26 protein-coding genes and 1 pseudogene are annotated in these 24,811 nt (G+C 62.2%); 9 read left to right on the top strand and 18 right to left on the bottom strand.

The window, feature by feature from the left end; all coding sequences use genetic code 11:
• From JQ600_RS28860 to JQ600_RS28840, 5 genes are all read right to left on the bottom strand, one after another.
• Positions 1–141: a hypothetical protein gene (locus tag JQ600_RS28860; protein WP_212388051.1), complete on the bottom strand. Its 141-nt coding sequence runs from the start codon at positions 139–141 to the stop codon at positions 1–3.
• Between the two features lie 65 nt (positions 142–206).
• Positions 207–506 (bottom strand): acylphosphatase, encoded by a 300-nt coding sequence (locus JQ600_RS28855; RefSeq protein WP_212388050.1) that lies wholly within the window; start codon positions 504–506, stop codon positions 207–209.
• The gene (locus tag JQ600_RS28850) at positions 507–1,385 is read right to left on the bottom strand and encodes an oxaloacetate decarboxylase (RefSeq protein WP_212388049.1); all 879 of its coding nucleotides are present in this window, start codon (positions 1,383–1,385) and stop codon (positions 507–509) included.
• A gap of 123 nt (positions 1,386–1,508) precedes the next feature.
• A complete protein-coding gene (locus JQ600_RS28845; protein ID WP_212388048.1) occupies positions 1,509–3,524 on the bottom strand; it encodes an acetyl/propionyl/methylcrotonyl-CoA carboxylase subunit alpha in 2,016 nt (671 codons plus the stop codon).
• A gap of 162 nt (positions 3,525–3,686) precedes the next feature.
• The gene (locus tag JQ600_RS28840) at positions 3,687–3,896 is read right to left on the bottom strand and encodes a hypothetical protein (protein ID WP_212266161.1); all 210 of its coding nucleotides are present in this window, start codon (positions 3,894–3,896) and stop codon (positions 3,687–3,689) included.
• A 78-nt stretch (positions 3,897–3,974) separates the two neighbouring features.
• Here JQ600_RS28840 and JQ600_RS28835 point away from each other — a divergent pair, with 78 nt between their 5' ends.
• From JQ600_RS28835 to JQ600_RS28825, 3 genes are all read left to right on the top strand, one after another.
• On the top strand, positions 3,975–4,610 hold the full coding sequence (locus JQ600_RS28835) for a phosphohydrolase (RefSeq protein ID WP_312010954.1): 636 nt from the start codon (positions 3,975–3,977) through the stop codon (positions 4,608–4,610).
• Positions 4,611–4,690: 80 nt separating this feature from the next.
• Positions 4,691–5,455, top strand: coding sequence for a thermonuclease family protein (locus JQ600_RS28830; protein ID WP_212388047.1), 765 nt, complete (start codon positions 4,691–4,693; stop codon positions 5,453–5,455).
• A 67-nt stretch (positions 5,456–5,522) separates the two neighbouring features.
• Positions 5,523–7,976, top strand: a complete 2,454-nt coding sequence (locus JQ600_RS28825; protein WP_249136139.1) for a PAS domain-containing sensor histidine kinase — start codon at positions 5,523–5,525, stop codon at positions 7,974–7,976.
• 9 nt (positions 7,977–7,985) lie between these two features.
• Here JQ600_RS28825 and JQ600_RS28820 read toward each other — a convergent pair whose 3' ends face one another.
• The 5 genes and pseudogenes from JQ600_RS28820 to JQ600_RS28800 form a co-directional block, all read right to left on the bottom strand.
• Positions 7,986–10,628: an EAL domain-containing protein gene (locus tag JQ600_RS28820; RefSeq protein ID WP_409410679.1), complete on the bottom strand. Its 2,643-nt coding sequence runs from the start codon at positions 10,626–10,628 to the stop codon at positions 7,986–7,988.
• 165 nt (positions 10,629–10,793) lie between these two features.
• A complete protein-coding gene (locus JQ600_RS28815) occupies positions 10,794–11,447 on the bottom strand; it encodes a hypothetical protein (protein WP_212388040.1) in 654 nt (217 codons plus the stop codon).
• A 122-nt stretch (positions 11,448–11,569) separates the two neighbouring features.
• Positions 11,570–11,819, bottom strand: a pseudogene (locus JQ600_RS28810) (DUF2798 domain-containing protein).
• 198 nt (positions 11,820–12,017) lie between these two features.
• Positions 12,018–12,458, bottom strand: a complete 441-nt coding sequence (locus tag JQ600_RS28805) for a PPC domain-containing DNA-binding protein (protein ID WP_212388037.1) — start codon at positions 12,456–12,458, stop codon at positions 12,018–12,020.
• Between the two features lie 56 nt (positions 12,459–12,514).
• Positions 12,515–12,790, bottom strand: a complete 276-nt coding sequence (locus JQ600_RS28800; RefSeq protein ID WP_212388034.1) for a hypothetical protein — start codon at positions 12,788–12,790, stop codon at positions 12,515–12,517.
• 190 nt (positions 12,791–12,980) lie between these two features.
• On the opposite strand from JQ600_RS28800, the gene JQ600_RS28795 reads away from it, so the two are divergent.
• Complete coding sequence (locus JQ600_RS28795; RefSeq protein ID WP_212388031.1) at positions 12,981–14,819, top strand: alkaline phosphatase family protein; 1,839 nt, start codon at positions 12,981–12,983, stop codon at positions 14,817–14,819.
• A gap of 26 nt (positions 14,820–14,845) precedes the next feature.
• Here the strand turns inward: JQ600_RS28795 and JQ600_RS28790 are convergent, their stop codons facing one another.
• Complete coding sequence (locus tag JQ600_RS28790; protein ID WP_212388029.1) at positions 14,846–15,223, bottom strand: tautomerase family protein; 378 nt, start codon at positions 15,221–15,223, stop codon at positions 14,846–14,848.
• Positions 15,224–15,316: 93 nt separating this feature from the next.
• Here JQ600_RS28790 and JQ600_RS28785 point away from each other — a divergent pair, with 93 nt between their 5' ends.
• Positions 15,317–16,174 (top strand): LysR family transcriptional regulator, encoded by an 858-nt coding sequence (locus tag JQ600_RS28785; protein ID WP_212388027.1) that lies wholly within the window; start codon positions 15,317–15,319, stop codon positions 16,172–16,174.
• On the opposite strand, the gene JQ600_RS28780 is transcribed toward JQ600_RS28785, so the two are convergent.
• The 3 genes from JQ600_RS28780 to JQ600_RS28770 form a co-directional block, all read right to left on the bottom strand.
• Positions 16,152–16,406, bottom strand: a complete 255-nt coding sequence (locus JQ600_RS28780) for a hypothetical protein (RefSeq protein ID WP_212266340.1) — start codon at positions 16,404–16,406, stop codon at positions 16,152–16,154. The two genes, JQ600_RS28785 and JQ600_RS28780, sit on opposite strands and share 23 nt — an antisense overlap.
• 124 nt (positions 16,407–16,530) lie before the next feature.
• Complete coding sequence (locus JQ600_RS28775) at positions 16,531–17,142, bottom strand: NYN domain-containing protein (RefSeq protein WP_212266150.1); 612 nt, start codon at positions 17,140–17,142, stop codon at positions 16,531–16,533.
• 165 nt (positions 17,143–17,307) lie between these two features.
• Positions 17,308–17,571 (bottom strand): hypothetical protein, encoded by a 264-nt coding sequence (locus tag JQ600_RS28770; protein ID WP_212388025.1) that lies wholly within the window; start codon positions 17,569–17,571, stop codon positions 17,308–17,310.
• Positions 17,572–18,087: 516 nt separating this feature from the next.
• Between JQ600_RS28770 and JQ600_RS28765 the strand changes: the two genes are divergently transcribed.
• The 3 genes from JQ600_RS28765 to JQ600_RS28755 all read left to right on the top strand — a co-directional run bounded on the left by JQ600_RS28765 (position 18,088) and on the right by JQ600_RS28755 (position 21,013).
• Positions 18,088–19,842 (top strand): PAS domain S-box protein, encoded by a 1,755-nt coding sequence (locus JQ600_RS28765; protein ID WP_212266325.1) that lies wholly within the window; start codon positions 18,088–18,090, stop codon positions 19,840–19,842.
• Positions 19,839–20,504, top strand: a complete 666-nt coding sequence (locus tag JQ600_RS28760) for a response regulator transcription factor (RefSeq protein ID WP_212266148.1) — start codon at positions 19,839–19,841, stop codon at positions 20,502–20,504. The genes JQ600_RS28765 and JQ600_RS28760 overlap by 4 nt, the downstream gene beginning before the upstream one ends.
• Before the next feature lie 131 nt (positions 20,505–20,635).
• The gene (locus tag JQ600_RS28755) at positions 20,636–21,013 is read left to right on the top strand and encodes a response regulator transcription factor (protein WP_212266147.1); all 378 of its coding nucleotides are present in this window, start codon (positions 20,636–20,638) and stop codon (positions 21,011–21,013) included.
• Positions 21,014–21,930: 917 nt separating this feature from the next.
• On the opposite strand, the gene JQ600_RS28750 is transcribed toward JQ600_RS28755, so the two are convergent.
• The 4 genes from JQ600_RS28750 to JQ600_RS28735 form a co-directional block, all read right to left on the bottom strand.
• Entirely contained in the window at positions 21,931–22,110 is a 180-nt protein-coding gene (locus JQ600_RS28750) for a hypothetical protein (protein ID WP_192733787.1), read from the bottom strand.
• A 145-nt stretch (positions 22,111–22,255) separates the two neighbouring features.
• The gene (locus JQ600_RS28745; protein WP_212388023.1) at positions 22,256–22,492 is read right to left on the bottom strand and encodes a hypothetical protein; all 237 of its coding nucleotides are present in this window, start codon (positions 22,490–22,492) and stop codon (positions 22,256–22,258) included.
• An 80-nt stretch (positions 22,493–22,572) separates the two neighbouring features.
• The gene (locus JQ600_RS28740; protein ID WP_212266145.1) at positions 22,573–22,722 is read right to left on the bottom strand and encodes a hypothetical protein; all 150 of its coding nucleotides are present in this window, start codon (positions 22,720–22,722) and stop codon (positions 22,573–22,575) included.
• Positions 22,723–23,101: 379 nt separating this feature from the next.
• Positions 23,102–23,680 carry a hypothetical protein gene (locus JQ600_RS28735; RefSeq protein WP_212388021.1) on the bottom strand — a complete coding sequence of 193 codons (579 nt, stop codon included), beginning with the start codon at positions 23,678–23,680 and terminating at the stop codon, positions 23,102–23,104.
• Positions 23,681–24,074: 394 nt separating this feature from the next.
• On the opposite strand from JQ600_RS28735, the gene JQ600_RS28730 reads away from it, so the two are divergent.
• The gene (locus JQ600_RS28730; protein ID WP_212388019.1) at positions 24,075–24,737 is read left to right on the top strand and encodes a peroxiredoxin; all 663 of its coding nucleotides are present in this window, start codon (positions 24,075–24,077) and stop codon (positions 24,735–24,737) included.
• Positions 24,738–24,811: the final 74 nt, after the last annotated feature.

Here is a 24,811-nt window from a genome sequence, read left to right as displayed (position 1 = left end):
CTATCGCGGGCCCGGCCGCCACGACAGATCATCCGACCACAGATAGATCGCGATCGCGGCGAGGCACAACACGAGGCCGACCCAGAACATCGGCGAATGATGGATACGCCTGCAATCGCGTTCAGTTGTTGGCGGCTTCATGGATCACCTCGTTGGCGGGTTTCGGCCAGTGGCGACTATGGCAACGAACTTGATCCGCGCCAATGTCAGATCGTCGGCAACACCGAAAACCGCTCCCCCGGCCGCAGCAGCTTCAGCGCGTCGGGATGAGCGTCCTCTTCCCTTACCGCGTCGACCCGCGCCATCGACGGCCCGCGCCGGCACGCTGCGATCATGTCGGCGACGACGTCCGCAGGCCCTGCGAACAGCGCCTCGACGCTGCCGTCCCTGCGATTGCGTACCCAGCCCTCGACATCACGTGTCATCGCCTCGTCCGCGACCCAGGCACGGTAGCCGACGCCTTGTACCCGGCCCCGAACGGTGACGTGGCGGATCGCGCCGCTCATCTATTTCTTCAGCCCGAGAAATTCGGCGCTGCGCGCCTTCACATCGGCTTCGCGCATGGCCCGGCCGGTCAACTCAGTTGATGCGAGGCCTTTGAGGTTCTTCGGCGAGGTGCCCTCGCGCAGTGCTTTCAGCGTTTCGTAGACGGCCTGCGTGGCGGCGGCGAAAGGCGTGTGTCCCTGCAGCGCAATCTTCACCCGCTGACTACTGAGAAAGGCCGGATCATCGAGTTCGCCCTGGGTGTTGCCGAGCACGATCGGTAGCGTCGTCACCGCTGCAATCGCCTCGACTTCCCGGCGCGTCGTCAGCCCGGTGAAGAACAGCGCATCGACGCCGGTGGCGTTGTAGGCCTTGGCGCGGACCAGGCATTCCTCGAAGCTCGCCGCAGACGGGCCGCCGCCGCGCGTTCCGGTGCGGCCCATGATGACCAGCGCGGGATCGCTGCGCCCGTCCAGCGCCGCCTTCATCTTGCCGACGCCCTCCTCGAGCGGGATCAGTTGCGGCTCCGAGACGCCGAAGGCCTGCGGCAGCAGCGTGTCCTCGATGGTGAGGCCCGCAGCACCCGCGGTCTCCAGTTCCTGCACGGTCCGCCGGACATTGAGCGCGTTGCCGTAACCATGGTCGGCGTCGACCAGCACCGGCAACGCAGCGGCGCGCGACATCCGGCGCATCTGCTCGGCGAGCTCGGTGAGCGTGATCAGCGTGATGTCGGGATCGCCGAGCACCGCCAGCGAGGCCACCGAGCCGCCGAACATGCCAAGTTCAAAGCCCAGGTCTTCGGCGATGCGGACGGAAACCGGATCGTAAACCGAACCCGGGCGGATGCAGGTCGATCCGTTGAGGATGGCGCGCAATGCGGCGCGGCGTTGTTGGAAAGCCATCGACTGCTCCTTACTTTCCGTCATTCCGGGACGATGCGCAGCATCGAACTAGGATGTGCAATTGCACATCTGAGAATCTCGAGATTCCGGGTCTGGTCCTTCGGACCATCCCGGAATGACGGCTCAAGCAAACTCCAAAATCAGCGCGTCCACCGCGAGCGTGGCGCCGGCGGCGGCGTGAATCTTCTTCACGGTGCCGTCGCGTTCGGCGCGCAGCACGTTCTGCATCTTCATCGCCTCGACCACGGCCAGCGTTTCGCCGGCCTTGACCTCCTGCCCTTCGGCAACCGCGATCGACACCACGAGACCGGGCATCGGGCACAGCAGCTTCTTGCCGGTATCGGCCGCCGACGTCACCGGCATCAGCCGGGCGGCCGCCGCTTCGCTCTCGGTGAAGACGTTGACCGGGACTTCAAAGCCCTGATGCGCCAGGCGGATGCCGTTCGGGATCGCGCGCACCTGCATCGCCACATAATGGCCGTCGATGGTGCCCTGCCAGACCGGCACGCCCGGCGCCCAGTTCGAGACCAGTTGATGCGGATTGCCCGGCAGATCGTCGGCGCCGATGAAGCGCACCGCGATGCCGTCGGCCTCGCGCGCAACGTCGAGCGCGATTTCCGCGCGATCGAGCCACACCGCGCGGCGGCGCTCGCGCTGCACCAGCCGGCCGTTCAACTGGCCGGAGATCTGCCGCTTGCGTTCGCCGAGCACGTGATCGATCGCAGCCCCGACCGCCGCCAGCCGGCGCGCGATCTCGCCTTCGGGCGGCCGCGCCGCAAAACCCTTCGGGAACTCCTCGGCAATAAAGCCGGTGGACAAATTACCCTCGCGCCAGCGCGGATGGCTCATCAGCGCGGAGAGGAACGGAATGTTGTGTCGGATGCCGTCGATATAGAACGAATCCAGCGCCGCCGACTGCGCCTCGATCGCGGCCGCCCGCGACGGCGCATGCGTCACCAGCTTGGCGATCATCGGATCGTAATGGATCGAGATCTCGCCGCCCTCCTGCACGCCGGTGTCGTTGCGGACCGTGATCCCGTCATGGCTCGCTTCCGCGGGCGGGCGGTATTTCACCAGCCGGCCGATCGAGGGCAGGAAATTGCGGAACGGGTCTTCGGCATAGACGCGCGATTCCACCGCCCAGCCGGTCAGCGTGACATCTTTCTGCGCGATCGAAAGCTTTTCGCCGGCGGCGGAGCGGATCATCTGCTCGACCAGATCGATGCCGGTGATCAGTTCGGTGACGGGGTGCTCGACCTGCAGGCGGGTATTCATTTCCAGGAAGTAGAAGCTCTTGTCCTGGCCGGCGACGAACTCCACCGTGCCGGCGGAATCATAATTCACGGCCTTGGCCAATGAGACCGCCTGCTCGCCCATCTTGCGGCGGGTGGTCTCGTCGAGCAGCGGCGACGGCGCCTCCTCGATGACCTTCTGGTTGCGGCGCTGGATCGAACATTCGCGCTCGCCGAGATAGATCACGTTGCCATGCTTGTCGCCGAGCACCTGGATTTCGATGTGGCGGGGATCGACGATGAACTTCTCGATAAAGACGCGGTCATCGCCGAACGAGGATTTGGCCTCGGCCTTGGCCAGATTGAAACCTTCGGCGACTTCGGATTTCGAATGCGCGATGCGCATGCCCTTGCCGCCACCGCCGGCGGACGCCTTGATCATCACGGGATAGCCGATCTCGTCGGCGATCTTCACCGCATGCTTTTCGTCCTCGATGACGCCGAGATGTCCCGGCACCGTCGAGACCTTGGCCTTGGCGGCGGCCTTCTTGGATTCGATCTTGTCGCCCATCGCGGCGATGGCGCCGGGGTTCGGACCGATGAAGACGACGCCCGCCTCGGCCAGCGCGCGCGGAAAGGATTCGCGCTCGGACAGGAAGCCGTAGCCGGGATGCACGGCCTGCGCCCCGGTCTTGCGGCAGGCCTCGACGATCTTCTCGATCACAAGGTAACTCTCGGACGCGGCCGGCGGGCCGATCAGCACCGCGTCATCGGCCATTTCGACATGGACCGCATCACGGTCGGCCTCGGAATACACGGCTACCGTTTCGATCCCCATGCGCCGCGCAGTCTTGATGACCCGGCAGGCGATCTCGCCGCGATTTGCGATCAGAATTCGTTTGAACATGTGCTTCTTGCTTGAGCTTTATTTTAAGGCTGGGGGCAGGATCCTCACCCGCAATGTGACATGCGGGGACGCGGCTAACAAACCCGTCGTACAGCAAAAATCGACCGAGGCAACGGTCCAGTTTCAAGCCGGCTTCTTGAGGCCGCGGTCCACTGGAGCCAGTCAGCCCGAATAGCTGTGAAACCGGCCGCGCGTATAGGCGTGCGACACCGCTTTCATCAGTTCGCCGACCTCGGTCTCCAGATATTCGTTGGCCACGATCAGCGCACGGATGGTCGCGCGCATATCGCCGCCGCAGGCCGAAATGGCCTGATCCACCGCCGTTTCCAGTTCGTCATTCGGTTCGGTGGCTGGCTGGGAGGAAGAAGGCATGGAGCTGATCTCACGGCGGAGCGTTATGTTCCTATTTTGTTCTCGTGAAGTCAATGAACATGCGTGGCGAATAACGCGATGCCCCTCGCCTGTGGATGGAGCCGCACGGCCTCGGCCATTTCCGCCGCATCCGCATTGCATTACATCTTGTGGATGTCCAACGACGCATTGATCGCCGCCTATTCGGCTCCGGGCCGCCACTATCACAATCTGGCGCATATCGAGGATTGCCTCGACCTATTGTCGTCCGTCGATAATCTTTCCGCGGCCGAGCGTGATCTGCTCGTTCAGACCATCTGGTGGCACGACGCGGTTTACGACCCCACAAAATCGGACAATGAAGAACAGAGCGCCCTGCTTGCCGAGCAAGCCGTCTCATCGGATATCCGAGAACAAGTCGGCCGGCTGATCCGCCTCACAAAATCCCACCACGTCACGCCCGGCGACCGCCTCGGCGCTATTCTGATTTCGATTGACCTCAGCATATTGGGGGCTGAACCAGACCGGTACGACGCCTATGCCTCGTCGATCCGCAAGGAATTTGCCCATGTCCCGGATGCCGCCTACCGGTCCGGGCGGTCCGACGTCCTCCGGCGCTTCATGGCAAGGCCCGTCATCTTCCCCTACCCCGATTTTGCAACGCGATACGACCAGCGCGCCCGCGCAAATATGGCGAGAGAAATCGCTTCGTTGAAGGATGGTGACACCTCGTAACGCTGACAGCCCTTGGTTCCGGGATGCCGGCATGTGCTAGAAGGTTCGCGCGGATACGAAAGAGAATTGAAGTGAGACACATGCGGTCACGGGTTGTACTGATTGTTGCGCTGTTATTGGTCTCACTTTCTTCGTCCCGAACTTGGGCCGCCACCGCGACCGTCAGGGATGGCGGCACGCTTCAACTGGGAAACGTTACCTACCGGCTCGACGGGATCGACGCCCCGGCGTTCGATCAGCTCTGCATCGACGAACACGCCGACAGCTGGACCTGCGGCATCGAGGCGCGCGATCAACTGGTCAAGCTGATCGGCGGCCGCCAGGTCCGCTGCGACGATCTCGGCGTCGATCCCACTTTCAAGAAGCGGCGCCTCGGCGTGTGCAAGATCGAGGGCGACCCCACCAGCCTCAGCCAGTTGCTGGTCCGCCAGGGCTTCGCCCTGAATATCGACACCTCCGCAACCGGGCGTTTCAAGACCGACGAGGCCCGCGCCAGGGACGATCGTCAGGGACTTTGGAAAGGCTGTTTCGCAGCGCCGCAAGATTTCCGCCGCGGCCAGAAGGACGGCACGCTGCTGGGCGCCGCATGCCGCGCCGACCGCGACCGCCAGATTCGCGAGGCCCTATTCCCCGAGGATTTCGTGATGCCGTCCGGCTGCAGCATCAAAGGCAAGTTCGCGGTCCGGGCCCGCGTCACCGGCAATCTCGGCATCTATCATCTGCAGGCCTGCCGCAGCTATCCGGGACTGACCAATCCGGACCGTTGGTTTTGCTCCGAAGAGGACGCCCAGGCCGGCGGGTTCCGCAGAGCCTATAATTGCCGGCCCCCCGCCAAGAGCAAATGAAAGCAAATGGTGCTGGCAAACCTTGCGCCTCTTGTGTGAGAGTGCCGCAAGAGGTTTGCGGGCGCGTATGACTCCTCCTGATCATTCCAACCCACTTCCTGAAGCAGCCGCTGCGGAAAGGCTGCGTCAACATCTCGAAGAAATCGCGCGCGAGCGCGACCGGGCTCATCGCGCGCTGCAGGAACGCGAGGCGGAGCTGGCGCGGATCCAGCGAATAGCCGGTGTCGGCGGCCTCGAAATCGATTTTCGCGACGGCGTCAAGAACCACCGCTCTCCGGAATACCTCCTCGTTCACGGGCTGCCGCCTGAGGCGGCCAACGAGACCTATGGGGACTGGGTCAGCCGCATCCACCCCGAAGATCGCGAGCGGACGATCAAACATCTGTTCGGCGTGCTGCGGAGCGAGAGCCAGGACTATTCGGCCGAATACCGCATCATCCGGCCGAATGACGGCGACATCAGATGGATCCGTGTCGTTGCCAAGATCGAGCGCGGCCGCGACGGTCGCGCGCTGCGCCTGGTCGGCGCCGATCTCGACGTGTCAGGTCAAATGCTGGCCCAGGAAACGCTGCGCGAAAGCGAGGAGCGCTTCCGCCTGATCGCCGACAGCGCCCCCGTCCCGATCTGGGTCACCAAGCTCGACCGCACGCGCTCTTTCGCCAACCAGGCCTATGTCGATTTCCTCGGGTTGCCGTTCGAACAGGCGATCGGGTTCGACTGGCGCAAGGTGCTGCATCCGGACGATCTGCCGCGCATCCTGCAGGAATCGGTCGCCGGTGAGGCCTCACTGAAGCCGTTCGTGCTGGAGGCCCGCTACAAGCGCGCCGACGGCGAATGGCGCTGGCTGAGGTCGGAATCCCAGCCGCGCTGGGACCCGACCGGAACCCACATCGGCTTCATCGGCGTCGCCCACGACATCACCGCCGCCAAGCAGGCCGAAAGCGATCTGCGGAGGCTGAACGAAACCCTGGAACTGCGGATTACCGAGCGGACGGCGCAACTGGAATCCAACGAAGCCCAGATGCGCGCGATTTTCGAGACCAGCCATCAGTACCAGGCGCTGCTCAATCCACATGGCGATGTGCTCTACGCCAACAAGACGGCGCTGGACGGCATTCGCGCCGACGCCGCCGACGTCATCGGCAAGCCGTTCTGGGAAACGCCGTGGTTTGGCGCCACCGAGGGCATGCCCGACGCCGTCCGCAATGCCTTCGTCGCGGTCATGAGGGGCGACGAGGTGAAGACCGAGATGCGGCTGCATCTGCCGGTCGGCGAGCGCTATTTCGACTTCGCGATGCGTCCCTTGCGCGACCAGCACGGCGCGGTCATCGGTGCGGTTCCCGAAGCCATCGATATCACCGAGCGCCGCAAGGGCGAGGAAGCGCTGCGGCAGTCGCAGAAAATGGAAGCGGTCGGCCAATTGACCGGCGGCGTCGCGCACGATTTCAACAATCTCCTGACCATCATCCGCTCGGCCACCGATTTCCTGCGCCGCCGCGACCTGCCGGATGAGCGGCGCCGGCGTTACATCGATGCGATTTCCGATACCGTGGAACGCGCCTCGAAACTGACCGCGCAATTGCTGGCGTTCGCCCGCCGGCAGCCGCTCAAGCCCCAGGTGTTCGATGTCGGCGCCCAGGTCGAAGCCGTCGCCCAGCTGGTTCGTCCGCTAGTCGGCCCAAGGATCAGGATCGAGGTCGATATTTCCGCGCCCGACTGCTTCGCGATTGCCGATATCGCGCAGTTCGAGACCGCGCTGATCAATCTTGCGGTCAACGCGCGCGACGCCATGGAGGGCGAAGGCCGGCTCGCGATCAGCGTCAGGAAGGCCCATTCCATCCCTGCCCTGCGTGCCCAGAGCGCGCGCAGCGGCGACTTCGTCGCCATCGCCATGACCGACACCGGCCTCGGTATCACCCCCGAGCACATCGAGGCGATCTTCGAACCGTTCTTCACCACCAAGGAAGTCGGCAAGGGAACCGGGCTCGGCCTCAGCCAGGCCTTCGGCTTTGCCAAACAATCCGGCGGCGACATCGCTGTTATCAGCGAGCCCGGACAGGGCGCGACCTTCACCATCTACCTGCCGCAGGCCGCGATGCCGACGCAGGCGGCGGAAGCCGCGGCCGCAGGCCAGGAGCCCGGCCCGCGCGGACGCGGCTACCGCGTTCTCGTGGTCGAGGACAATGACGATGTCGGACAGTTTTCCACCGAGCTGTTGGAGGACCTCGGCTACATGGTGCGCCGCGCCGACAATGCCGACACCGCGCTGGCGATCCTGGCGGAGGACGAGTTTGCCGCCGATCTGGTATTCTCCGACGTCATCATGCCCGGCATGAACGGGGTCGAGCTCGCCGGCGTCATTCGCGAACGTTATCCGGGCCTGCCCGTGGTGCTGACCAGCGGTTACAGCAACGTACTGGCGGAAAACGCCCATCGCGGTTTCGAGCTGATCCAGAAACCCTATTCGGTCGAGTCGCTGTCGCGCATCCTGCGGAAGGCGATTTCAGACGCGCGGCTGTAGCGGCAGTCGTTACGCCGCATCCGCGGCCGGGCACGCGGCCAGCAGCGCGCGGATTTCCTGCGCCGGGCGCGCCGCGCTGAACAGGTATCCCTGCATCTGGGTGCAGCCCAGATTCTGCACGGTTTCGCGCTGCTGCAAGGTCTCGACGCCTTCGGCCGTCGTGATCATGTTGCGGTCGGCCGCGATGCTCACCACCGCCTTGATGATGGAGGCCGAACTCGAATTGCAGGTGACTTCCTTGACGAAGCTGCGGTCGATCTTGATCTTGTCGAACGGGAAGCGCTGCAGATATTGCAGCGAGGAATAGCCGGTTCCGAAATCGTCGAGCGCGATGTGAACCCCGAGCGCGCGCAATTGATTTAGCGCCACAAGCGCGGCGTCATCGTCCGCGATCAAGACCGCCTCGGTGATCTCAAGCTCCAGCCGGCGCGGATCGAGCCCGGTGTCGGCGAGTACGGCGGCGACCTTCAGTGACAGCGACTGCGAGCGGAACTGGACCGGCGAGACGTTGACGGCGACGCGCACATGCGCGGGCCAGGTGGTCGCTTCGGCGCAGGCGGTCCGCAGCACCCACTGTCCGATCTCCTCGATCAGGCCGGTCTCCTCGGCCACGGGAATGAAATCGGCGGGCGAAACCATGCCGCGCAGCGGATGCCGCCAGCGCAGCAGCGCTTCGCACCCCCTGACCTCGTCGTTGCGCAAATCGACCAGCGGCTGGTAGTGCAGTTCGAATCCGCCATCGACCAGCGCCGCGCGCATATCGCTCTCGAGCTCGCGGCGATGGTTGGCCTGCTTTTCCATGGTCGGTTCGAAGAAGCGATAGGTCCGGCGGCCCGCCGCCTTCGCCGCATACATCGCCAGATCAGCGCTCTTCAGCAGCGCAAACAGATCGGAGCCGTGACGCGGCGCGACTGCGACGCCGATGCTGGCGTCGCTGGAGAGGCGATGGCCGTTGCAATCGAACGGCGTGCGCAGCCGATCGTAAATCCGCGCGACCAGAATGCTGACGTCATTATCACACGTGACGTTACGCTGAACGACGGCGAACTCATCGCCGCCGAGACGGGCGATGAAGTCTTCGGGCCCGACCGACTGGCGCAGGCGATCCGCGACGCCCTTGAGGAATTCGTCGCCGATCAGATGCCCGAGCGAATCGTTGATGCGCTTGAACTCGTCGATATCGATGTAGAGGATTGCGAATTGCGCGGCTTCGGATCCTCCGAGCAGCGCCTCGGCATGGCGCTGGAACAGCGTTCGGTTCGGCAGATTGGTCAGCGCGTCGTAATGGGCGAGATGCTGGATCTTCGCCTGGACGCGCCGCCTCTCCGTCACGTCTTCCAGCGTGGTCGCCCAGCCGCCATCGGGCGAGCGCTGGTAGATCAGCTGGATCGTGCGTCCGTCAGGCGTCGTCGTCTCGGTGATCCGAGCGCCGTCGTCCGTGGGGTTGAGAAATCTTGCGCAATAGGCATCGACGTCGCCGACAAAGCTTCCCTGCTCCTGGCGATGCAGCACCAGATCGCGAAGATGGCAACCGGGCCTGGCGACATCCGGCGACATGCCGAACATGTCGATATACTGCTGGTTGCAGACGACGAGGCGGGCCGAAGCGTCGAACAACAGCAGACCCTGGGTCATGTTGTTGATGGCGGTGTCCAGATGCTGGGTCTTTTCCGACAGCTTGTACTGGGCTGCCGCATGCTGGCTGCGCAACTGGCGCACGATCAGGAAGATCATGACGACAACGACGATGATCGCGAGCGCCGCCGCGCACAGCTGCAGCTTGGTCTGCGCCCGCCAGTCGGCCAGCGCGGTCTCGGTCTTGGTGGTCGCAACGATCAGGATCGGAAAATGCATCAGCGAGCGGACCGCACCGACCTTGTCCTCATTCTGCGACGAGCTGGTGAAGCGTCCCGAGATGTTGCCGTTCAGCGCGAGCGCCCGCTGAAACGACGGCGACTTGGCGACGTTCGCGCCGAGCACCTTTGGGTCTTTCGGATAGCGGGCGATGATGGTGCCGTCACGGTGAATCATCGAAATCGCGGTATCGCTGTCCAGCGCCAGCGACGCGACAAAATCCTCGAAATGCGACGGCTCGACGCCGCGGCTGGCAAAGCCGATGATCTCGCCATCGCGGCCGACGATCTTGCGCGCGAACACCGTGGTCCAGACTTTGGTGACCTTGCTGACGACCGGTTCGACGATCACGTCGAGCGTCGGCTTTCCCGACGTGAATTCCTGGAAATAGCGCCGGTCGGAAATGTTCACGTCCCCCACCGGCCACATATGGGAAGTGTTGATCAGCCAGCCCTTGGCGTTGAACAGGTTCAGGGCGCCGACATGCGGTAACGCCGCAAGCCTTGCGCGCACCATCTCATGCGCGCTCAAGGTCGACATTTTCCTTTCGAATTCGTCTGGTGTGTTGACCCCATCTGCCCGGATATAGTTGAGGACGTCGTCGTGCACATGCTGGAGATCGCTGAGCTGCTGGTCGAAATGACGCGACAGCAGCAGCGCGGTGTTGTTGAGTTCGCGCTCCGCAACTTCCAGCGCCCGCTCGCGGAATTGCAGCGCGAAATATCCGGTGCCGAGCATGATCGCGATCACCATCGCCGCGGCGCACAGAATGAGCCACTGCACCACGCCCAGGCGCATCCGGCACAGCACGCCGGCGATCGACCGCCGCAGGCTCCCCGCGATGACGCTATCCGATGCACTACCCGGCATTTTGCCTGCCCCCACGGTCGCTTTTGTACGGGAAGACAACCCAAGAGGGCGTTAGCAAAATCAGTTATTGCGGGGTTAAAGCGTGCGCCCGGATCAGGCCATTTCCGGAACTTCCAACTCTTTCAAACTGCACTCGATCAAGGCCCCGTCGATCGCGAATGCCGAGAATGGCGAAAGCTCTGTCACGACCTGCAGCGCCGCGAAGAACTGCGCATCGCCGGGGCTCTTGAGGAAGAACCGGACATGACCCGCCGACAGCGTGTCGCGCGACAACCAAACGATCCCTGAGAACAGGGCGACCATGGTCTGCGCGTATTGGCCCGATGTAGCGACCCCGAGTTCGTAGAGCGGCGAGACCACGACAAAGCGGGCGCGCAGGATCGGGGTCGGGAATTTGCTCATCATCAGGCGGCTGACCTGACAGGCCGCGTGAATCTTCTCCCCGTCCGAAAGGCAATACAGCGTCGGGTTGTCGCCGTCCTTGGTCAGGGCGTCGAACGCCGCGTAGCTTCCGTTCGAAAACGTGGAAAAGTCTTCGCCGACGCTTTCAGCGTCCTTCTTCCATTGCGCCTTGATCGAACGCCAAGACTTGTCGGAGCTCATCGGCTGGAGGCGCATGATTAACCGGTGGTTAACATAGGACGTGATCACCGGTATTTTATAGGCCTCGGCTAAACGTTTGCTTACGGCCTGGGTCCGGCGGCAAATATTTGTGACGATTCGCATTTCTGCTACCTGAGAATGCACCCTACCCGCAGCGCCCTGCCGACGTGTTCCGCGCGTCAAGCTAGCCGACGGCCCACGCCGGAAATGAGAAAGGCCGGAACGACGACAGCCGTGTCCGGCTGTCGTCGCATCTATCCTTCAGATCACCTGCGTGGGGACACAACAACCACCAGCGCCACGATCCGCCGCACCAGCGGCAATACCGCTAGCAGGGTCGGAAACGCGACCAGCCAGGATCGCCCACGCACCCGGCCAGGTCGCGAGGAAGGCCGGTGTCGGACCCAGGCTCCTCAATGTCGAAATCATCGACACGACAAACGTCATCAGGACGGACAACACCAAGGGCATCACGACCGGCGCAAAGCGCGCCGGCAACTTTCGAATGGCAAACATGCTCTTCTCTTTGGAAAATCTGGTCAGTCGATCACGAGATAAAGGGCACTGCGCATCTATCCCGAATGGCGGGTGATGCGTTGCCTCACGTGCGACGCTTACGGCGCTTGATAGCGGCGCTGGACAGGTAGTTCAGCCGCGCCATCACGACAAGAAGAATCGGGGAACTAGAGCTTACAATTATTCCAAAAGGCAACGTCAGCCGGCATCGATCAGCGCGATCCCCAGATCCGCCCTCTTCTTCCGCCGCAACCTGGCGGGGACTTCGGTCAGAACCACCTCGAGTGTCGGCCGCACCGTGCCGGCAAGCAAATGGCCGCCCCGCGTCGATCCGTCGGACAGTCCGAGCACGATGTGGACGTGAAGGCTGGCTTTGCCGTCATCGCCGACGGCGACGTCGCCGAGCGCGCTCAGGACTTCGCATTGTTCATTGACCTCGATCTTCTTGTAGGTCTTCGTTGCAAAATCGAACCAGCCGACGACGGCCTTTTCGAAGGCGCCGATCGCCGTGACGGACGCCGCCGTCATCTTTGCTTGGTTCGCAAACCGCGTCAGCGCCGCAAACGCTTCTTCGCCGGAATCCAGAATGACGACGTGGATCCGCCCACCGGGATTGTCGGAAACAAGCTGGTTTTTCATATCGATATCCTGCGTTTCGGGGCGCGGTGCATGGCCCCTCATCGGCGAGCGAGCGCCTAGGCCTTCTTGCCAGGCGGATCGCCGCCGTTATCCACGCGGCTCACCTGCTGGGCACGCGCCTTGTCCTTTGGCTGCTCCTGTCCGCGCTCGTCACGGACGATGCCCTGATCCGTACCCTCGTCTCGATCTTTGGCCCGATCCTCGGAGGGTTCAGCCTCACTCTCCGCTTCCCGCAACCGCGACTGGCCTTCTCTCACCAGCAACTCATCGCCGAGCATCTGTCCAATCACCTGCTCGGTTTGCGCCTCTGCTTTCTCTTTGAAGGTGCTCATGGCAATCTCCTTCCATGGAGAACGGCTGAAAGCAGTAATGTTTCCGGCCGAGCCAATCAAAGATCGGCATTCTGAATCGGGTTCCATCGCCACCTGAGTCGGTTCCGCCCCGGTGTAACAATGCTGTCGCAGACCAAAACTAAACGGAGGCGACCGCTATCGCCGGAATGCTTCTGATGGGGAGAGACTGATGCGCCGTACATTCGTATTGCTGTCCGCAAGTCTGATCACGCTGACCGCAAGTGCCGCGTCGGCGCAAAACGCCACGCCGCGCAATTTGATCCTGTTCGTGCCGGACGGCCTGCGCGGGCGCATCGTGACGCCGCAGACCGCGCCCGCGATGGCCGAAATCCGCGACAAGGGCGTCAATTTCAGGAATTCACACTCGCTGTTTCCGACCTTCACGATGGCGAACAGCTCCGCCATGGCGAGCGGCCATTATCTCGGCGACACCGGCACCTTCAGCAACACGATCTATACCGGCTATTCCTCGGTGCCGGCCGGCGACACCGTCGTCCCCTTCATCGAAAACGACGCCGTGCTCGCCGACATCGACGATCATTTCCACGGCGACTACCTCAACGAGGAAACCATCCTGAAGCTGGCGCGCGCGAAAGGTTTCTCGACCGCCGCGATCGGCAAGCTCGGCCCGACCTTGCTGTTCGACCACACCGACCGCGGCAAGAACACGATCGTGATCGACGATTCCACCGGCGGCAAGAACGGCGTTCCCTTGTCCGACGAGATGAAGGAAGCCTTGACCAAGGCCAACCTTCCGCTGGTGACAACGCCGCGCGGCGACAACAGCAAGGCCGGCGACGCCAGGACGCCGGGCACCACATCAGCCAACGTCGCGCAGCAGGCCTACATGGCCGACGTCGCCGCCAAGGTCGTGCTGCCGATGTTCAAGGCGCGCAACAAACCGTTCGTGCTGGTGTTCTGGTCGCGCGACCCCGATGGCAGCCAGCACAATACCGGCGACAGCCTCAACACCATCACGCCCGGGATCAACGGCCCGACCTCGATGGCCGGCATCAGGAACGCCGACAACAATCTGGCGCAGTTGCGCAAGGCGCTGGATGAACTCGGCCTCACCGCCTCGACCAACATCATCGTCTCCTCCGACCACGGTTTCTCGACGATCTCCAAGGAGAGCAAGACCAGCCCGTCGGCGAAGATCTCCTATGACGACACGCCCAAGGACTTCCTCCCCATGGGCTTCCTTGCGATCGACCTTGCGAAAGCGCTGAGCCTGCCGCTGTTCGACCCCAACGACAAGAATGCACCGGTGGCCGGTAACGCCCACCCCAGGGCCGGCAACGGCGTGCTCGGCAAGGACCCCACCAAGCCCGATCTGGTGATCGCCACCAACGGTGGATCGGACCTGATCTATATTCCCAGCAAGGAACGCAAGCTCGCCGACCGCACAATCAAGGCGCTGCTGGAGCAAGACTATGTCAGCGGCCTCTTCGTCGATGACGAACTCGGGAACTTCCCGGGCACGTTGCCGATGTCGCAGCTCGGCCTTAAGGGCAAGGCCGTCACGCCGCATCCCCAAATCGTGGTCAATTTCCGCTCCTGGTCGTCGGGCTGCGACGAGCCGACCAGTTGCTCGGTCCAGATTGCCGACACGATCCTGCGCCAGGGCCAGGGCATGCATGGCAGCTTTTCCCGCGGCGATACCCTGAACTTCACAGCGGCGATCGGGCCGGACTTCAAGTCGGGCTATGTCGACGCCCTGCCCGTCAGCAACGCCGATGTCGGTGCCACGGCGGCGAAGATCATGGGGCTAACGCAAAAGCCCAAGGGCACTCTGATCGGCCGCGTCATGACCGAAGCGATGCCCAACGGCGCGACGCCGCAGGCCTATACCGGCACCGTGACGTCGAGGCCGTCAGCGAATGGCTTGCGCACCGTGCTGAACTTCCAGCGCGTCGGCACCCAGCGCTATTTTGACGCCGCAGGCTTCCCCGGCCGCACACTGGGACTGGAAGTGGACGGCGGCAAACAGAAGACGGCGGCGAGATAGTCCGCCCTCCCAAGCCGCGCAGCGCCTCACGCGAATTGCGCGAGCCCGTGGCCGACGGACCAATTCTCCCTCGCGGCGTCGAGCACGTTCACGAACACGTCCTCCGGCCGTATGCCGGGGCGCTCGCCAAGCAAATCCGCGATCCGCCGGAACAGCGCCTTCTTCTGTTCCGCGGTGCGGGTGTCGAACACGGTGATCTGGATAAACACGAGATCGTCACTCCGGACGATGCCAAAGGCGGTGCCGTAGCGGAAGTTCGCTGCGTCATGCTCCGTGATGGTCATGAACTGGTCGTCTTCGGGCACGTTCAATGCTTCGCGCATCGCGCGATAAAGGCTGTCGAGAATCGCCTGGCGGTAGGCTGCCGGCTTTCCGGCGCGCAGTGAGATGTGAAGCAGCGGCACAGCTGATCCTTTCCATTTTGTCCTGACCTAGCTAAACGCCATCCGACTATTTTGATATGCTATGGATACTGATATCAGCTATAATCGTTGGAAATGACCGAACGCCCCCTCGACCTGGATGCCGTCCAGGCTTTCGTCCGCATCGCCGAACTTGGCAGCTTCACGCGCGCGGCTGAGGCCATGCGGACGACGCAGGCCGCGGTCAGCCTGAAGCTGAAGCGGCTCGAAGAGAGGTTCGGCTGCCGGCTCATCGAGCGGACGCCCCGCTACGTGCAGCTTTCGGCGCAGGGCGCAGCCTTTCTCGAACACGCCCGCGAACTGCTGGCGGTGCACGATCGCGCGCTCGCCGTATTTGCCGGTGCCCGGCAGCGCCTCACCATCGGCATCAGCGACCATGTTGCGGGGCCGGAGCTCCCGGCGCTGATCGCACGCATGAACGCGCAAGACCCGCAGCTGTTGATCGAAATCCGGATCGGGTCGTCGGGCGACCTGCTGCAAAGCTTCGACCGGCGCGAACTCGACACGGTGATCGTCCGCCTCGAGGCCGGGCGGGACGACGGGGAAGTGATAACCGAAGAGAAATTCGGCTGGTTCGCAGCACCTGGCTGGCAGTACCGCGCGGGCGAGCCCTTGCCGCTTGCCACGATGGCCGAGCCCTGCGGCGTGCGTGCGATGGCCGGGCGGCTGCTCGATGCGGCGAACGTGCCCTGGACGGAAATCTTCGTCGGCGGCGGCGTTGCGGCGGTCGCAGCCGCCGTCATGGCCGGGCTCGGCGTTGCTGCATTGGCGCCGCGAATGCTGCCATTCGGCGCCGTTGAGGTCGGGCCCAGGCTCGGGCTTCCCGATCTGCCGCGCTTGCCGGTCTTGCTGCATTCCAGGGTCAAGGACGGCCGGCCGCGCGATGCGCTTGCCGCGCTTTCGGCTGCCTTCAGGAGCGTGGTCCGAGGTTAGCCAACGCCTCTGGTTCATGGGGCAAGACGCTGGCTCGCGAACTCGCGTCCGGCTCAAGCCGCTTCGCCGACGGCTGGCGCAGCCACTTCAGCAGCTCGCGGGCGCTGAAGGCGATCACCACCTCATGGTGCCGCATGCCCTTGCCGCCCTTGACCAGGCCGAGATCCCGTACCAGGCAAAAGCGCCCGCTGCTCATGCGGGCCAGGCGGCAACCTTTGAAGAAACCGAACATCGCACAATGATGCATCGGGACGCGATCGCGTCAATTCTTGACGGTACGCGAATCCCTTTTGCGCGCGGGGATTCGTCGTTGGAACAAACACAGCACGGATGAGCGGGACGACATCCCGAAGGCGTCATGACCTGAGGTCATTTCCATTGATCGTCGCGTGCGACGGGAATTGCGACGATTGCTGGCGTATCTCACGTGCCACCGGCCGCTCCGACGGATCACGCCCGAGCACTGGCTTCAATTCGGCAAGATCGATGAAGGCGTCCGCCTGACGCCGCAGGTCGTCCGCCACCATCGGCGGCTGGCTGACAATGGTAGAGATGACGGTCACGTGGACACCGCGGCGCTGCACCGCTTCCAGCAGCGAGCGGAAGTCGCCGTCTCCCGAGAACAGAAACATCCGGTCGACATGATCGGCAAGCTCCATCGCATGGACGGCGAGCTCGATATTCATGCTGCCCTTCACCTTGCGGCGGCCGCTGGGGTCGATGAACTCCTTGGTGAGCTTGGTGACGACGGTGTAGCCGTTATAGTCGAGCCAATCGATCAGGGGGCGGACCGATGTGTATTCCTGATCCTCGATAATGGTCGTGAAATAGAACGCCCGCAGCAGCGTACCGCGGCTCTGGAATTCCTTGAGCAGACGCTTGTAATCGACGTCGAAACCAAGCGCTCTGCAGGTCGAGTAGAGATTGGCGCCATCGATAAACAGCGCGATCCTGTCGGACGATAACATCAGGCACCAGCCCCCCAATTTGAGATGCGCAGCTCAGCAGAGTGACCAGCTTCGGCTCTGCGGACAAGTTGAAAGACACCGTCGCTGGCCGACGCGGGTGGCGTTGACGCCCCGGAGCAAGGGATCGTCGATGCACCACGCGTGGTTCCGGCGTGCCTTGTCAATCTAGCGGGTCTTTTCATGATTAGTCCACTTGGAGCCGCCGAGAATGGCAGCACTCGCCTCAAGGAAGGCAAGATAGTTTTCATAGCAAACCAAAACGCCAAAATCGACCAGATCAAGCGCGGCCTCCCATGAACGCTCGCCCGGCACGGATCGCGCGCCTCCAGGAATAACGTATGGTTGGAAGCTGGTGCTGTCCTGCCGGCGTTTTGCACCCGGTCGAATATCGTTCGAGCAGTGGATCAATTGCAGGCTTGGCTTTGGCATCTCAATCCCCGAATTTGTGGCGGCACGAGACGGCGGTCGTTACGCAAGCGATGTTTACAATGCGGCTATCCCGGACAGCGGCGCCGAGGTTCAACGTTCAATCAGCAAGAGCGATGGCGCGAGATTCCTGCTGCCGCTCGGCTATCGCGCCAGCCTAGTCGCCGAGACTCGCCGAACCATTGAACGGAGGTTGATATGCACGTTACATTTGGGTGAGAGGAGCATACTTAAGTTTAGGATCAGCCGCCCGAGCCTTGCGAGGGACCAGGAGTGCCACCTCCTCCCGCAGCGATATCCAGTTGTCGACATTGCGCGTTCCGCGATCGTCAACCGGGGCTTGCAGGCGCGACGAACGGCCGCGACCGTCAAGCGCTCTGAGCCACCTGCGTATCGCGATGCACCATACCTCCGGGCCTGGAAAAGCTGCTAGGATGCGGCTCATTCGTGGGGCCACGTGTTGCCGTCGATGGTGATGATCACCTGACGACGCGGCGCGGGGCCGGACGGCCCAATGCCATGCGTAACCAGATACTAAAATCCCGGCGCTCGGCCGAGCAATCGCTGCTCGGCGGCATGGCTTTGGCATCGTTGACGGCGGCTTGCATCTGGCTCGTGCTCGGTCCCGCCCCGGAGGTTGCCGACTATCTGATTGCCGTCGTGCTGCTTTTCGCCCTGTTTCTCGCCTCATTGATCGTGATGCACCTGGTAGGCAGCACCCGCAGGCAAATGGAAGCCGCGCTTGAGAGCCGGGCAAGCGCCGAACAACGCGCAATAGAAGCCCTGCGCGAGAGCGAGGCGCAGTGGAAGGAGGTCTTCGAGCACAACCCCGTCATGTACTTCATGGTCGATGCGGAAGGCATCGTCCTGTCGGTGAACACTTTTGGCGCCGCCCAGCTCGGCTATCTCGTCAGCGAATTGCGGGGACAACCGGTGCTCGGCGTCTTCTTTGAAGCAGACCGGGACGCGGTGCGAAAAAGCGTTGAAATCTGTCTGGCGCATATCGGGCAAACGCACAGTTGGGAGATCCGAAAGGTCCGCAAGGACGGTTCGGCGCTGTGGGTTCGTGAAAACGCGAAAGCCGTGCGACGGCAGGATGACCGGCTGATCGTCCTGATCGCATGCGAGGACATCACCGAGCGCAAGGAGGCTGAAAACGCCTTGCGGCAGAGTGGGAACTATTTGGCCGAAGCACAGCGATTGAGCCACACCGGCAGCTTCGGCTGGCGCGTCGCCACCGGCGAAATTATCTGGTCGGACGAAACCTTCAGGATATTCGGCTTTGAAAAGGCACCTTCTGTCGCACTCGACATGGTCATTCAACGCATTCATCCCGACGATCGAGCGGGCGCGCAACAGACCATCGACCGGGCGTCCCGCGACGGCAGGGATTTCGATCACGAATATCGATTGCTGATGCCCGGCGGCTCGGTCAAATATGTCCATGCAGCCGCGCATGCCGTAACCGATGCATCTGGTGGCATCGAATTTGTCGGCGCGGCGACAGACGTCACGGCACGAAGGCGAGCCGAGGAGAAACTGCACGAGGCACAGGCTGAACTGGCGCATGTCACGCGCGTGACGGCGCTCGGGGAGCTGGCCGCGTCGATTGCCCATGAAGTAAACCAGCCGCTTGCCGCCGTCGTCGCCAACGCCTCGGCCGCGCTGCGTTGGCTCGACCGCGATACTCCCGAACTGCAGGAAGCGCGCAGCGCTCTGGGCTCGATTGTCGATGACGGCAACCGGGCGGGCGAAGTGATCCAGCGCGTCCGCGGGCTGGTAAGCAAGACCGCCGATCAGAAAGCGCCTCTCGACATCAATGCGGTCGTCAATGAGGTGGTCACCTTGCTGCATCGTGAACTGTTCAGCCACCGGATCGTGCTGCGGAAGGAACTCGCTCCCGCTCTCGGCCAGGTCCTCGGCGATCGGATTCAGCTGCAGCAGGTCATCCTCAACCTCGTCATCAACGCCATTGAAGCGATGCAACCGGTCACCGACCGACCACGCAAGCTGGCGATCCGGACGCACCAGGAGGACGCCGACCAGATTCTGGTCACGGTGACAGACTCCGGTGTCGGATTAGCCGTTCAAAATGCTGACCGGCTGTTCGCTCCCTTCTTCACCACCAAATCCGACGGCATGGGCATGGGCCTGTCGATCTGCCGATCAATCGTCGAGTCCCATGGCGGGCGACTGTCGGCCTCCATCAATGTCGGGCCCGGCGCGACGTTTCAGTTCAGCCTGCCGATGCATCAAGAGGACCATACGCCGTGACCGGCCGCTCAAACTCGCCTCGCAACGTTGGCGGCCCGGACGAGCCGATCGTCTATGTTGTCGACGATGACGTGTCGGTGCGTGAAGCGCTCCGGAATCTTTTCCGCTCGGTGGGCTTGCGGGTCGAAGTGTTCGGTTCGGGCGCTGAATTTCTGCAGAGCAAGCTTCCGGACGTTGCGAGCTGCCTGATCCTTGACATCAGACTGCCTCGACTGAGCGGTCTCGACTTTCAGGCCGACCTTGCCAAGGCAGGCATTCACATTCCCATCGTCTTCATGACGGGCCACGGCGACATCCCCATGACGGTCAGGGCCATGAAGGCCGGGGCTGTCGACTTTTTGACCAAGCCGTTCCGCGATCAGGACATGCTGGATGCCGTGACGGCGGCCATCGAACGCGATCGAAATAGCCGGAATGAAGCAAAGATCCGCTCCGACCTGCACGCGCTGTTTGCGACCTTGACTGCCCGGGAGCGCGAGGTGATGGCGCTGGTCACGACCGGGCTCATGAACAAGCAGATCGCGGCCGAAATCGGCATTGCCGAGATCACCGTGAAGATACACCGCGGAAACATCATGAGAAAAATGGCCGCGAAATCGCTGGCCGAGCTGGTGAAGATGGCCCAGGCGCTCGAAATACAGCGCCCGGCACCGCCGCAATAGCGGCGGGTCGTTGAGCGATCCCCCCGTCCTGCAAACCTAAGTATGATTTTCCGCCCCCGATTTGCGACGCACTCTGCCCTCAAGCGGCTTGCAGCAAGAGGCATTCTGCCAGCACGTCAGGAAGCACCGCTTTGGCCCACCCACCCGTAATTTCAATCATTGACGATGACGGCTCCGTTCGCACCGCGACCTACAATCTCGTGAGAACGCTTGGATACGTCGTTCACACCTTTGAATCGGCCGGGGCGTTCCTGCGGTCGCCTCATCTGCATGACACCTCGTGCGTGATAGCAGATATTCAAATGCCGGTCATGAGCGGTCTCGAGCTGCAAGCTCACTTGGTTGCCGACGGATACCGTCTGCCATTCATTTTCATCACGGCTTTCGCGACTGAGAACGCGCGCATGCAAGCACTGAAGGCCGGCGCGAGCTGCTTTCTCACCAAACCCTTCACGGGCGAGGCGTTGATCAACTGCCTCGACGCCGCACTGCGCGGGCACGGCGCGTAAAAACAGCCGATGACCCGATCCGATCGGGTTAGCACGGCATCTGGCGCCGCTATTCCGATCGGTCCGGCGACAGGGCCAAAACAACAATTCCATCCCACCGAAATGACGGTTTCGAGCCGGTCATACCTAGGGATAAGCCGATCAACCATCTAGACAAGTTGTATATGGGGCGGGACGGAACGAGAGTGAGGCATCGTCGCCCTCCGGTAAATCCGACGGCACGACAACCAGTACACCACGATCAGTGAATGGCAATTCCTCAGGAGGAGGTCGCCATGCGTACAGGCCCACGCTGTTCCGAATGCGACAGTGAAGAACCCAAGATAGTATGTCTGCGAAATCCGGCGCGTGAACGTTACTGCGGACGTTCTTGCCTCGGCCAAGGCCAGGAAAAATTCATTCGCTTGATCCTGCGAACGAACGCGGAGGCCGCATCATGACAAATCGTTGCGACAATCCGAACTGCGACCGCCCCTTCGGGCTGGTCCGTTTCAGCTGGCGCTTCGGGCAGTTCTGCTCGTCCAGGTGCCGCGAGCACTGCAAGCGTCAGCGGGATCGTAACAAGGCCTACTGGAGATGGCTCTACAAATGCCCCGAGCCGTCTGTCGCAAACCAAAAATAATCCAGCGATGCGGCAGGTCCGGACTGCAGACCGCCTCTCGGACGTAGATGAGCCGAAACCGTTGAGGTGAAAGTTGTCGATAGAGTAAGCGGAGGAGCCATCATGACAAGCGCGCAAGCGATGTTGATCGGAGCACTACTCGCCTGGACGCCTTCGGTTCTTGTGCTCGCCTGGCTCTTGCGGGACATTCGAGACACACGCGGCCAGGATTAGCCGCGATCCAGATTCGAGCCGACATCGATTTTCGGCGCGGCGACTTGTCGTCCGCGCCGCGCCATCATCCGGCGAGCCGCCATCATCCGGCAAGCCAGCGTCCCTTGTGAATGTCGAATTTCACCAGACCTTCGTCGCGCATTTTCAGAAGCAGCGACTGGCAGGCTTCCTCATTCGGAAGATTGGCGCGTTTCATGATCTCGTAGACCTTGAGCGGCTTCTCGCGAAGCGCATTCAGGATATTCTCGCGATCCTTGAGCATGACTATTTCCTGTAGACCAAAACCGACATTGATTGTTGAACGAACTATAGCGTTTTCGAGCGAAGTGGACACCGGTTCGCATAGCAATCAAGCTTACGCAGATTGCGTAGACTTATCTGCGTAGAAAACGCGTCAAAACAAGATTCTAGACCATGGCCAGTTTGATTTGACCATCGTCAAGGGCTCCGGTCGCGAGAGCCTCGCGCGCCCTGCGCTCGATAACAGGCCAATTGGTGAGCAGATATTTGTGGGCCAGCGCCTGCGTCGGAAGATCGGTTTGCAGAAGGCAGCGCTGCCGCGAGTTCCCGTTCGCGATCTGAAAGGATACCGCTTGCGGCCCCTCAATGATCTCTTGTTCGGTGGGTTTGGCAACCAGCCGCATACGCTATTCCCTGTGAATCTTGTCAGGCCAAGCTGTTCGGATCGACCGCAACTGCCGCGGATATATCGTCGGGCGGCCCGTCAGGGCTGCTCGTTCTCGACCTTCGGGGAGCGCTTCGGCTTTTTGTCAGCACCGGGCTGCGTGTTGCGAACCGCGTCGGTCAGCATCTCCCGCAGTTCCGCCTTGGTCTTCGGTGGTTGCCGCGCGACAGATGCTTTCCATTGTGCCATGGGACTCTATATGGGGTGCCGGATCGGGAATTAAAGGCCTGTGGCCCGCGATGTGGTGCAATGCCCGTTCGAGGTCGGACTGGAAAGCGGCGGCTCGGGCAACGGCTTGGGCACAACGTCCCGCGAGAATGTCGAGCTGTGTTTGCCGTGCCGTCATTGCCTGCGACAAACGCAAAGCGTTTGCGCAAGGGAGCACTTGCGACGAAGCAATCCATTCTTTTTGCGTGGTGCGATGGATTGCTTCGCGAAGCCTGTCATCGGGCGCGCATTCGCGCGACCCGTTGGCTCGCAATGACGATTTAGTAGCCACCCTGCTCCATCAAACAAAAACGGCGGGGAAAATCCCCGCCGTTTTCAATTCAACGATGCAAGAATGACGTTACATCATCCCCATGTCCAGCATGCCCGGCAGCTGCGCGAGCGGCAGTGCGGCGGCGCCGACCAGGGTCGCGACCATCGCCGCCAGCGCGTGGTTGGAGCGGCGCTTGCCGCGCATCTGGGCGGCAATCCACTCCAGCACCTTGGTGTCGATGTTGACGGCCTTGGCGGGGGCCCAGCTTTCGATGTCGGTGTCCGGCGACAGGGCAATCGTGCGCGGCGGCACGGGCAGGCCAGACTCGGACGCCGCATGATGAGCGACCGCCTTGGCGAGCAGATCGTCGAAACGGCCGCCGTCGCTGCGCTCGGCGGCGGCGTCGCTGATTTCGAACAGCGCCTCGGCTTCGGCGCGGCTGACCGGCTGATGCTCGACGGCGGTCGCGGTCAGGATGCGGGCGCACCAGGCGGCATCATCGGCATCGAGCGCGCGGGAAAAATGGATACGGCCATTGGTGGTCGGGCCCTCGCCGGTGATGACGCCGTCGCGCACGATGGTCAGCGCATGGGCGGCGGTCTTGCGGCAGGAAGGCTGGAGAACGGCGAACGCTTCAATAGATTTGGTAGTACTAGGGGCAGACATAGCTTGCACTTCTCAATTTCTTTTTCTGGTCCAGCATTGCGATGCCGGCGTAAACGAGTGGTTAACGATTCGGAACTTGCATTCCGAGATTTTTAGATGGTTGCCAATTAGTCGCTGTGACTGATGTCACGGTTCGGTTGAACGACCGATGAACGTCCCCGGCAACCGGGACCGGGGTCTTGCGGACCATAAAAGGCGATATCGGGGCGATCCGGGCGATTACCGCCGCTGTGGATTTTTCGTCGCAGGGGCGCAGATCGAAAGAAGGTGCTAGGAGTTCCCTATTCGCGGAGAAGGATCTCTCCTTTTTTGGCCGGAGGTTCACTTCCACCCTGCTAGGGCTTATACAGATCAACAGAAATTCTCCTGCAACTTTAATGAGATGAGGTGTACCATGGCACTCCAGATTGGCGCAGTCGCCCCGGACTTCGAAGCCCAGACCACCGAGGGCAAACTCAAATTCCACGACTGGATCGGCTCAAATTGGGCGCTGTTGTTCTCGCATCCGAAGGATTTCACCCCGGTTTGCACCACCGAACTCGGCGCTCTCGCAAAGTTGAAGCCTGAATTCGACAAGCGCGGCGTCAAGCTGATGGGGCTCAGCGTCGATCCCGTCGACAAGCATTCGAAATGGTCCGAGGACATCAAGGAGACGCAAGGCGCGGCGCCGAACTATCCGATGATCGGCGACACCGATTTCAACGTCTCAAAACTCTACGACATGCTCCCCGCCTCCACCTCCGGGGATGTCGCAACGCGGACCGCTGCCGATAACCAGACCGTGCGCAACGTCTTCATCATCGGACCGGACAAGAAGATCAAGCTGGTGCTGGTTTATCCGATGACCACGGGCCGCAATTTCCAGGAAATTTTGCGCGTGATCGATTCCCTGCAGATGACGGCCAAGCATCGGGTCGCGACCCCGGCCGACTGGAAACAGGGCGAAGACGTCATCATCGCGGGCTCAGTCACCGACGACGAGGCCAAGACGATCTATCCGCAGGGCTGGAAGTCGCCGAAGCCCTACATCCGGATCGTGCCGCAGCCGAAACAGTAACGGTTCATCGCGCTTTCAAGGCGTCAGAAAAAATATGACGCCGGTTTTGATGTCATCAGAACCGGCGTCAAGGA

Source organism: Bradyrhizobium sp. AUGA SZCCT0176 (genome assembly GCF_018130145.1).
Lineage (GTDB): Bacteria > Pseudomonadota > Alphaproteobacteria > Rhizobiales > Xanthobacteraceae > Bradyrhizobium.
The sequence above is the reverse complement of the archived record's forward strand: the minus strand, read 5'-3'. Positions and strand labels throughout refer to the sequence as shown.

Bases quoted from the DNA above. Each gene is read 5' to 3' on its own strand.
- JQ600_RS28860 (WP_212388051.1), bottom strand. From the start codon at position 141: ATGAAGCCGCCAACAACTGAACGCGATTGCAGGCGTATCCATCATTCG.
- JQ600_RS28855 (WP_212388050.1), bottom strand. From the start codon at position 506: ATGAGCGGCGCGATCCGCCACGTCACCGTTCGGGGCCGGGTACAAGGC.
- JQ600_RS28850 (WP_212388049.1), bottom strand. From the start codon at position 1,385: ATGGCTTTCCAACAACGCCGCGCCGCATTGCGCGCCATCCTCAACGGA.
- JQ600_RS28845 (WP_212388048.1), bottom strand. From the start codon at position 3,524: ATGTTCAAACGAATTCTGATCGCAAATCGCGGCGAGATCGCCTGCCGG.
- JQ600_RS28840 (WP_212266161.1), bottom strand. From the start codon at position 3,896: ATGCCTTCTTCCTCCCAGCCAGCCACCGAACCGAATGACGAACTGGAA.
- JQ600_RS28835 (WP_312010954.1), top strand. From the start codon at position 3,975: ATGCCCCTCGCCTGTGGATGGAGCCGCACGGCCTCGGCCATTTCCGCC.
- JQ600_RS28830 (WP_212388047.1), top strand. From the start codon at position 4,691: ATGCGGTCACGGGTTGTACTGATTGTTGCGCTGTTATTGGTCTCACTT.
- JQ600_RS28825 (WP_249136139.1), top strand. From the start codon at position 5,523: ATGACTCCTCCTGATCATTCCAACCCACTTCCTGAAGCAGCCGCTGCG.
- JQ600_RS28820 (WP_409410679.1), bottom strand. From the start codon at position 10,628: ATGCGCCTGGGCGTGGTGCAGTGGCTCATTCTGTGCGCCGCGGCGATG.
- JQ600_RS28805 (WP_212388037.1), bottom strand. From the start codon at position 12,458: ATGAAAAACCAGCTTGTTTCCGACAATCCCGGTGGGCGGATCCACGTC.
- JQ600_RS28800 (WP_212388034.1), bottom strand. From the start codon at position 12,790: ATGAGCACCTTCAAAGAGAAAGCAGAGGCGCAAACCGAGCAGGTGATT.
- JQ600_RS28795 (WP_212388031.1), top strand. From the start codon at position 12,981: ATGCGCCGTACATTCGTATTGCTGTCCGCAAGTCTGATCACGCTGACC.
- JQ600_RS28785 (WP_212388027.1), top strand. From the start codon at position 15,317: ATGACCGAACGCCCCCTCGACCTGGATGCCGTCCAGGCTTTCGTCCGC.
- JQ600_RS28780 (WP_212266340.1), bottom strand. From the start codon at position 16,406: ATGTTCGGTTTCTTCAAAGGTTGCCGCCTGGCCCGCATGAGCAGCGGG.
- JQ600_RS28775 (WP_212266150.1), bottom strand. From the start codon at position 17,142: ATGTTATCGTCCGACAGGATCGCGCTGTTTATCGATGGCGCCAATCTC.
- JQ600_RS28770 (WP_212388025.1), bottom strand. From the start codon at position 17,571: ATGCCAAAGCCAAGCCTGCAATTGATCCACTGCTCGAACGATATTCGA.
- JQ600_RS28765 (WP_212266325.1), top strand. From the start codon at position 18,088: ATGCGTAACCAGATACTAAAATCCCGGCGCTCGGCCGAGCAATCGCTG.
- JQ600_RS28750 (WP_192733787.1), bottom strand. From the start codon at position 22,110: ATGCTCAAGGATCGCGAGAATATCCTGAATGCGCTTCGCGAGAAGCCG.
- JQ600_RS28745 (WP_212388023.1), bottom strand. From the start codon at position 22,492: ATGCGGCTGGTTGCCAAACCCACCGAACAAGAGATCATTGAGGGGCCG.
- JQ600_RS28740 (WP_212266145.1), bottom strand. From the start codon at position 22,722: ATGGCACAATGGAAAGCATCTGTCGCGCGGCAACCACCGAAGACCAAG.
- JQ600_RS28735 (WP_212388021.1), bottom strand. From the start codon at position 23,680: ATGTCTGCCCCTAGTACTACCAAATCTATTGAAGCGTTCGCCGTTCTC.
- JQ600_RS28730 (WP_212388019.1), top strand. From the start codon at position 24,075: ATGGCACTCCAGATTGGCGCAGTCGCCCCGGACTTCGAAGCCCAGACC.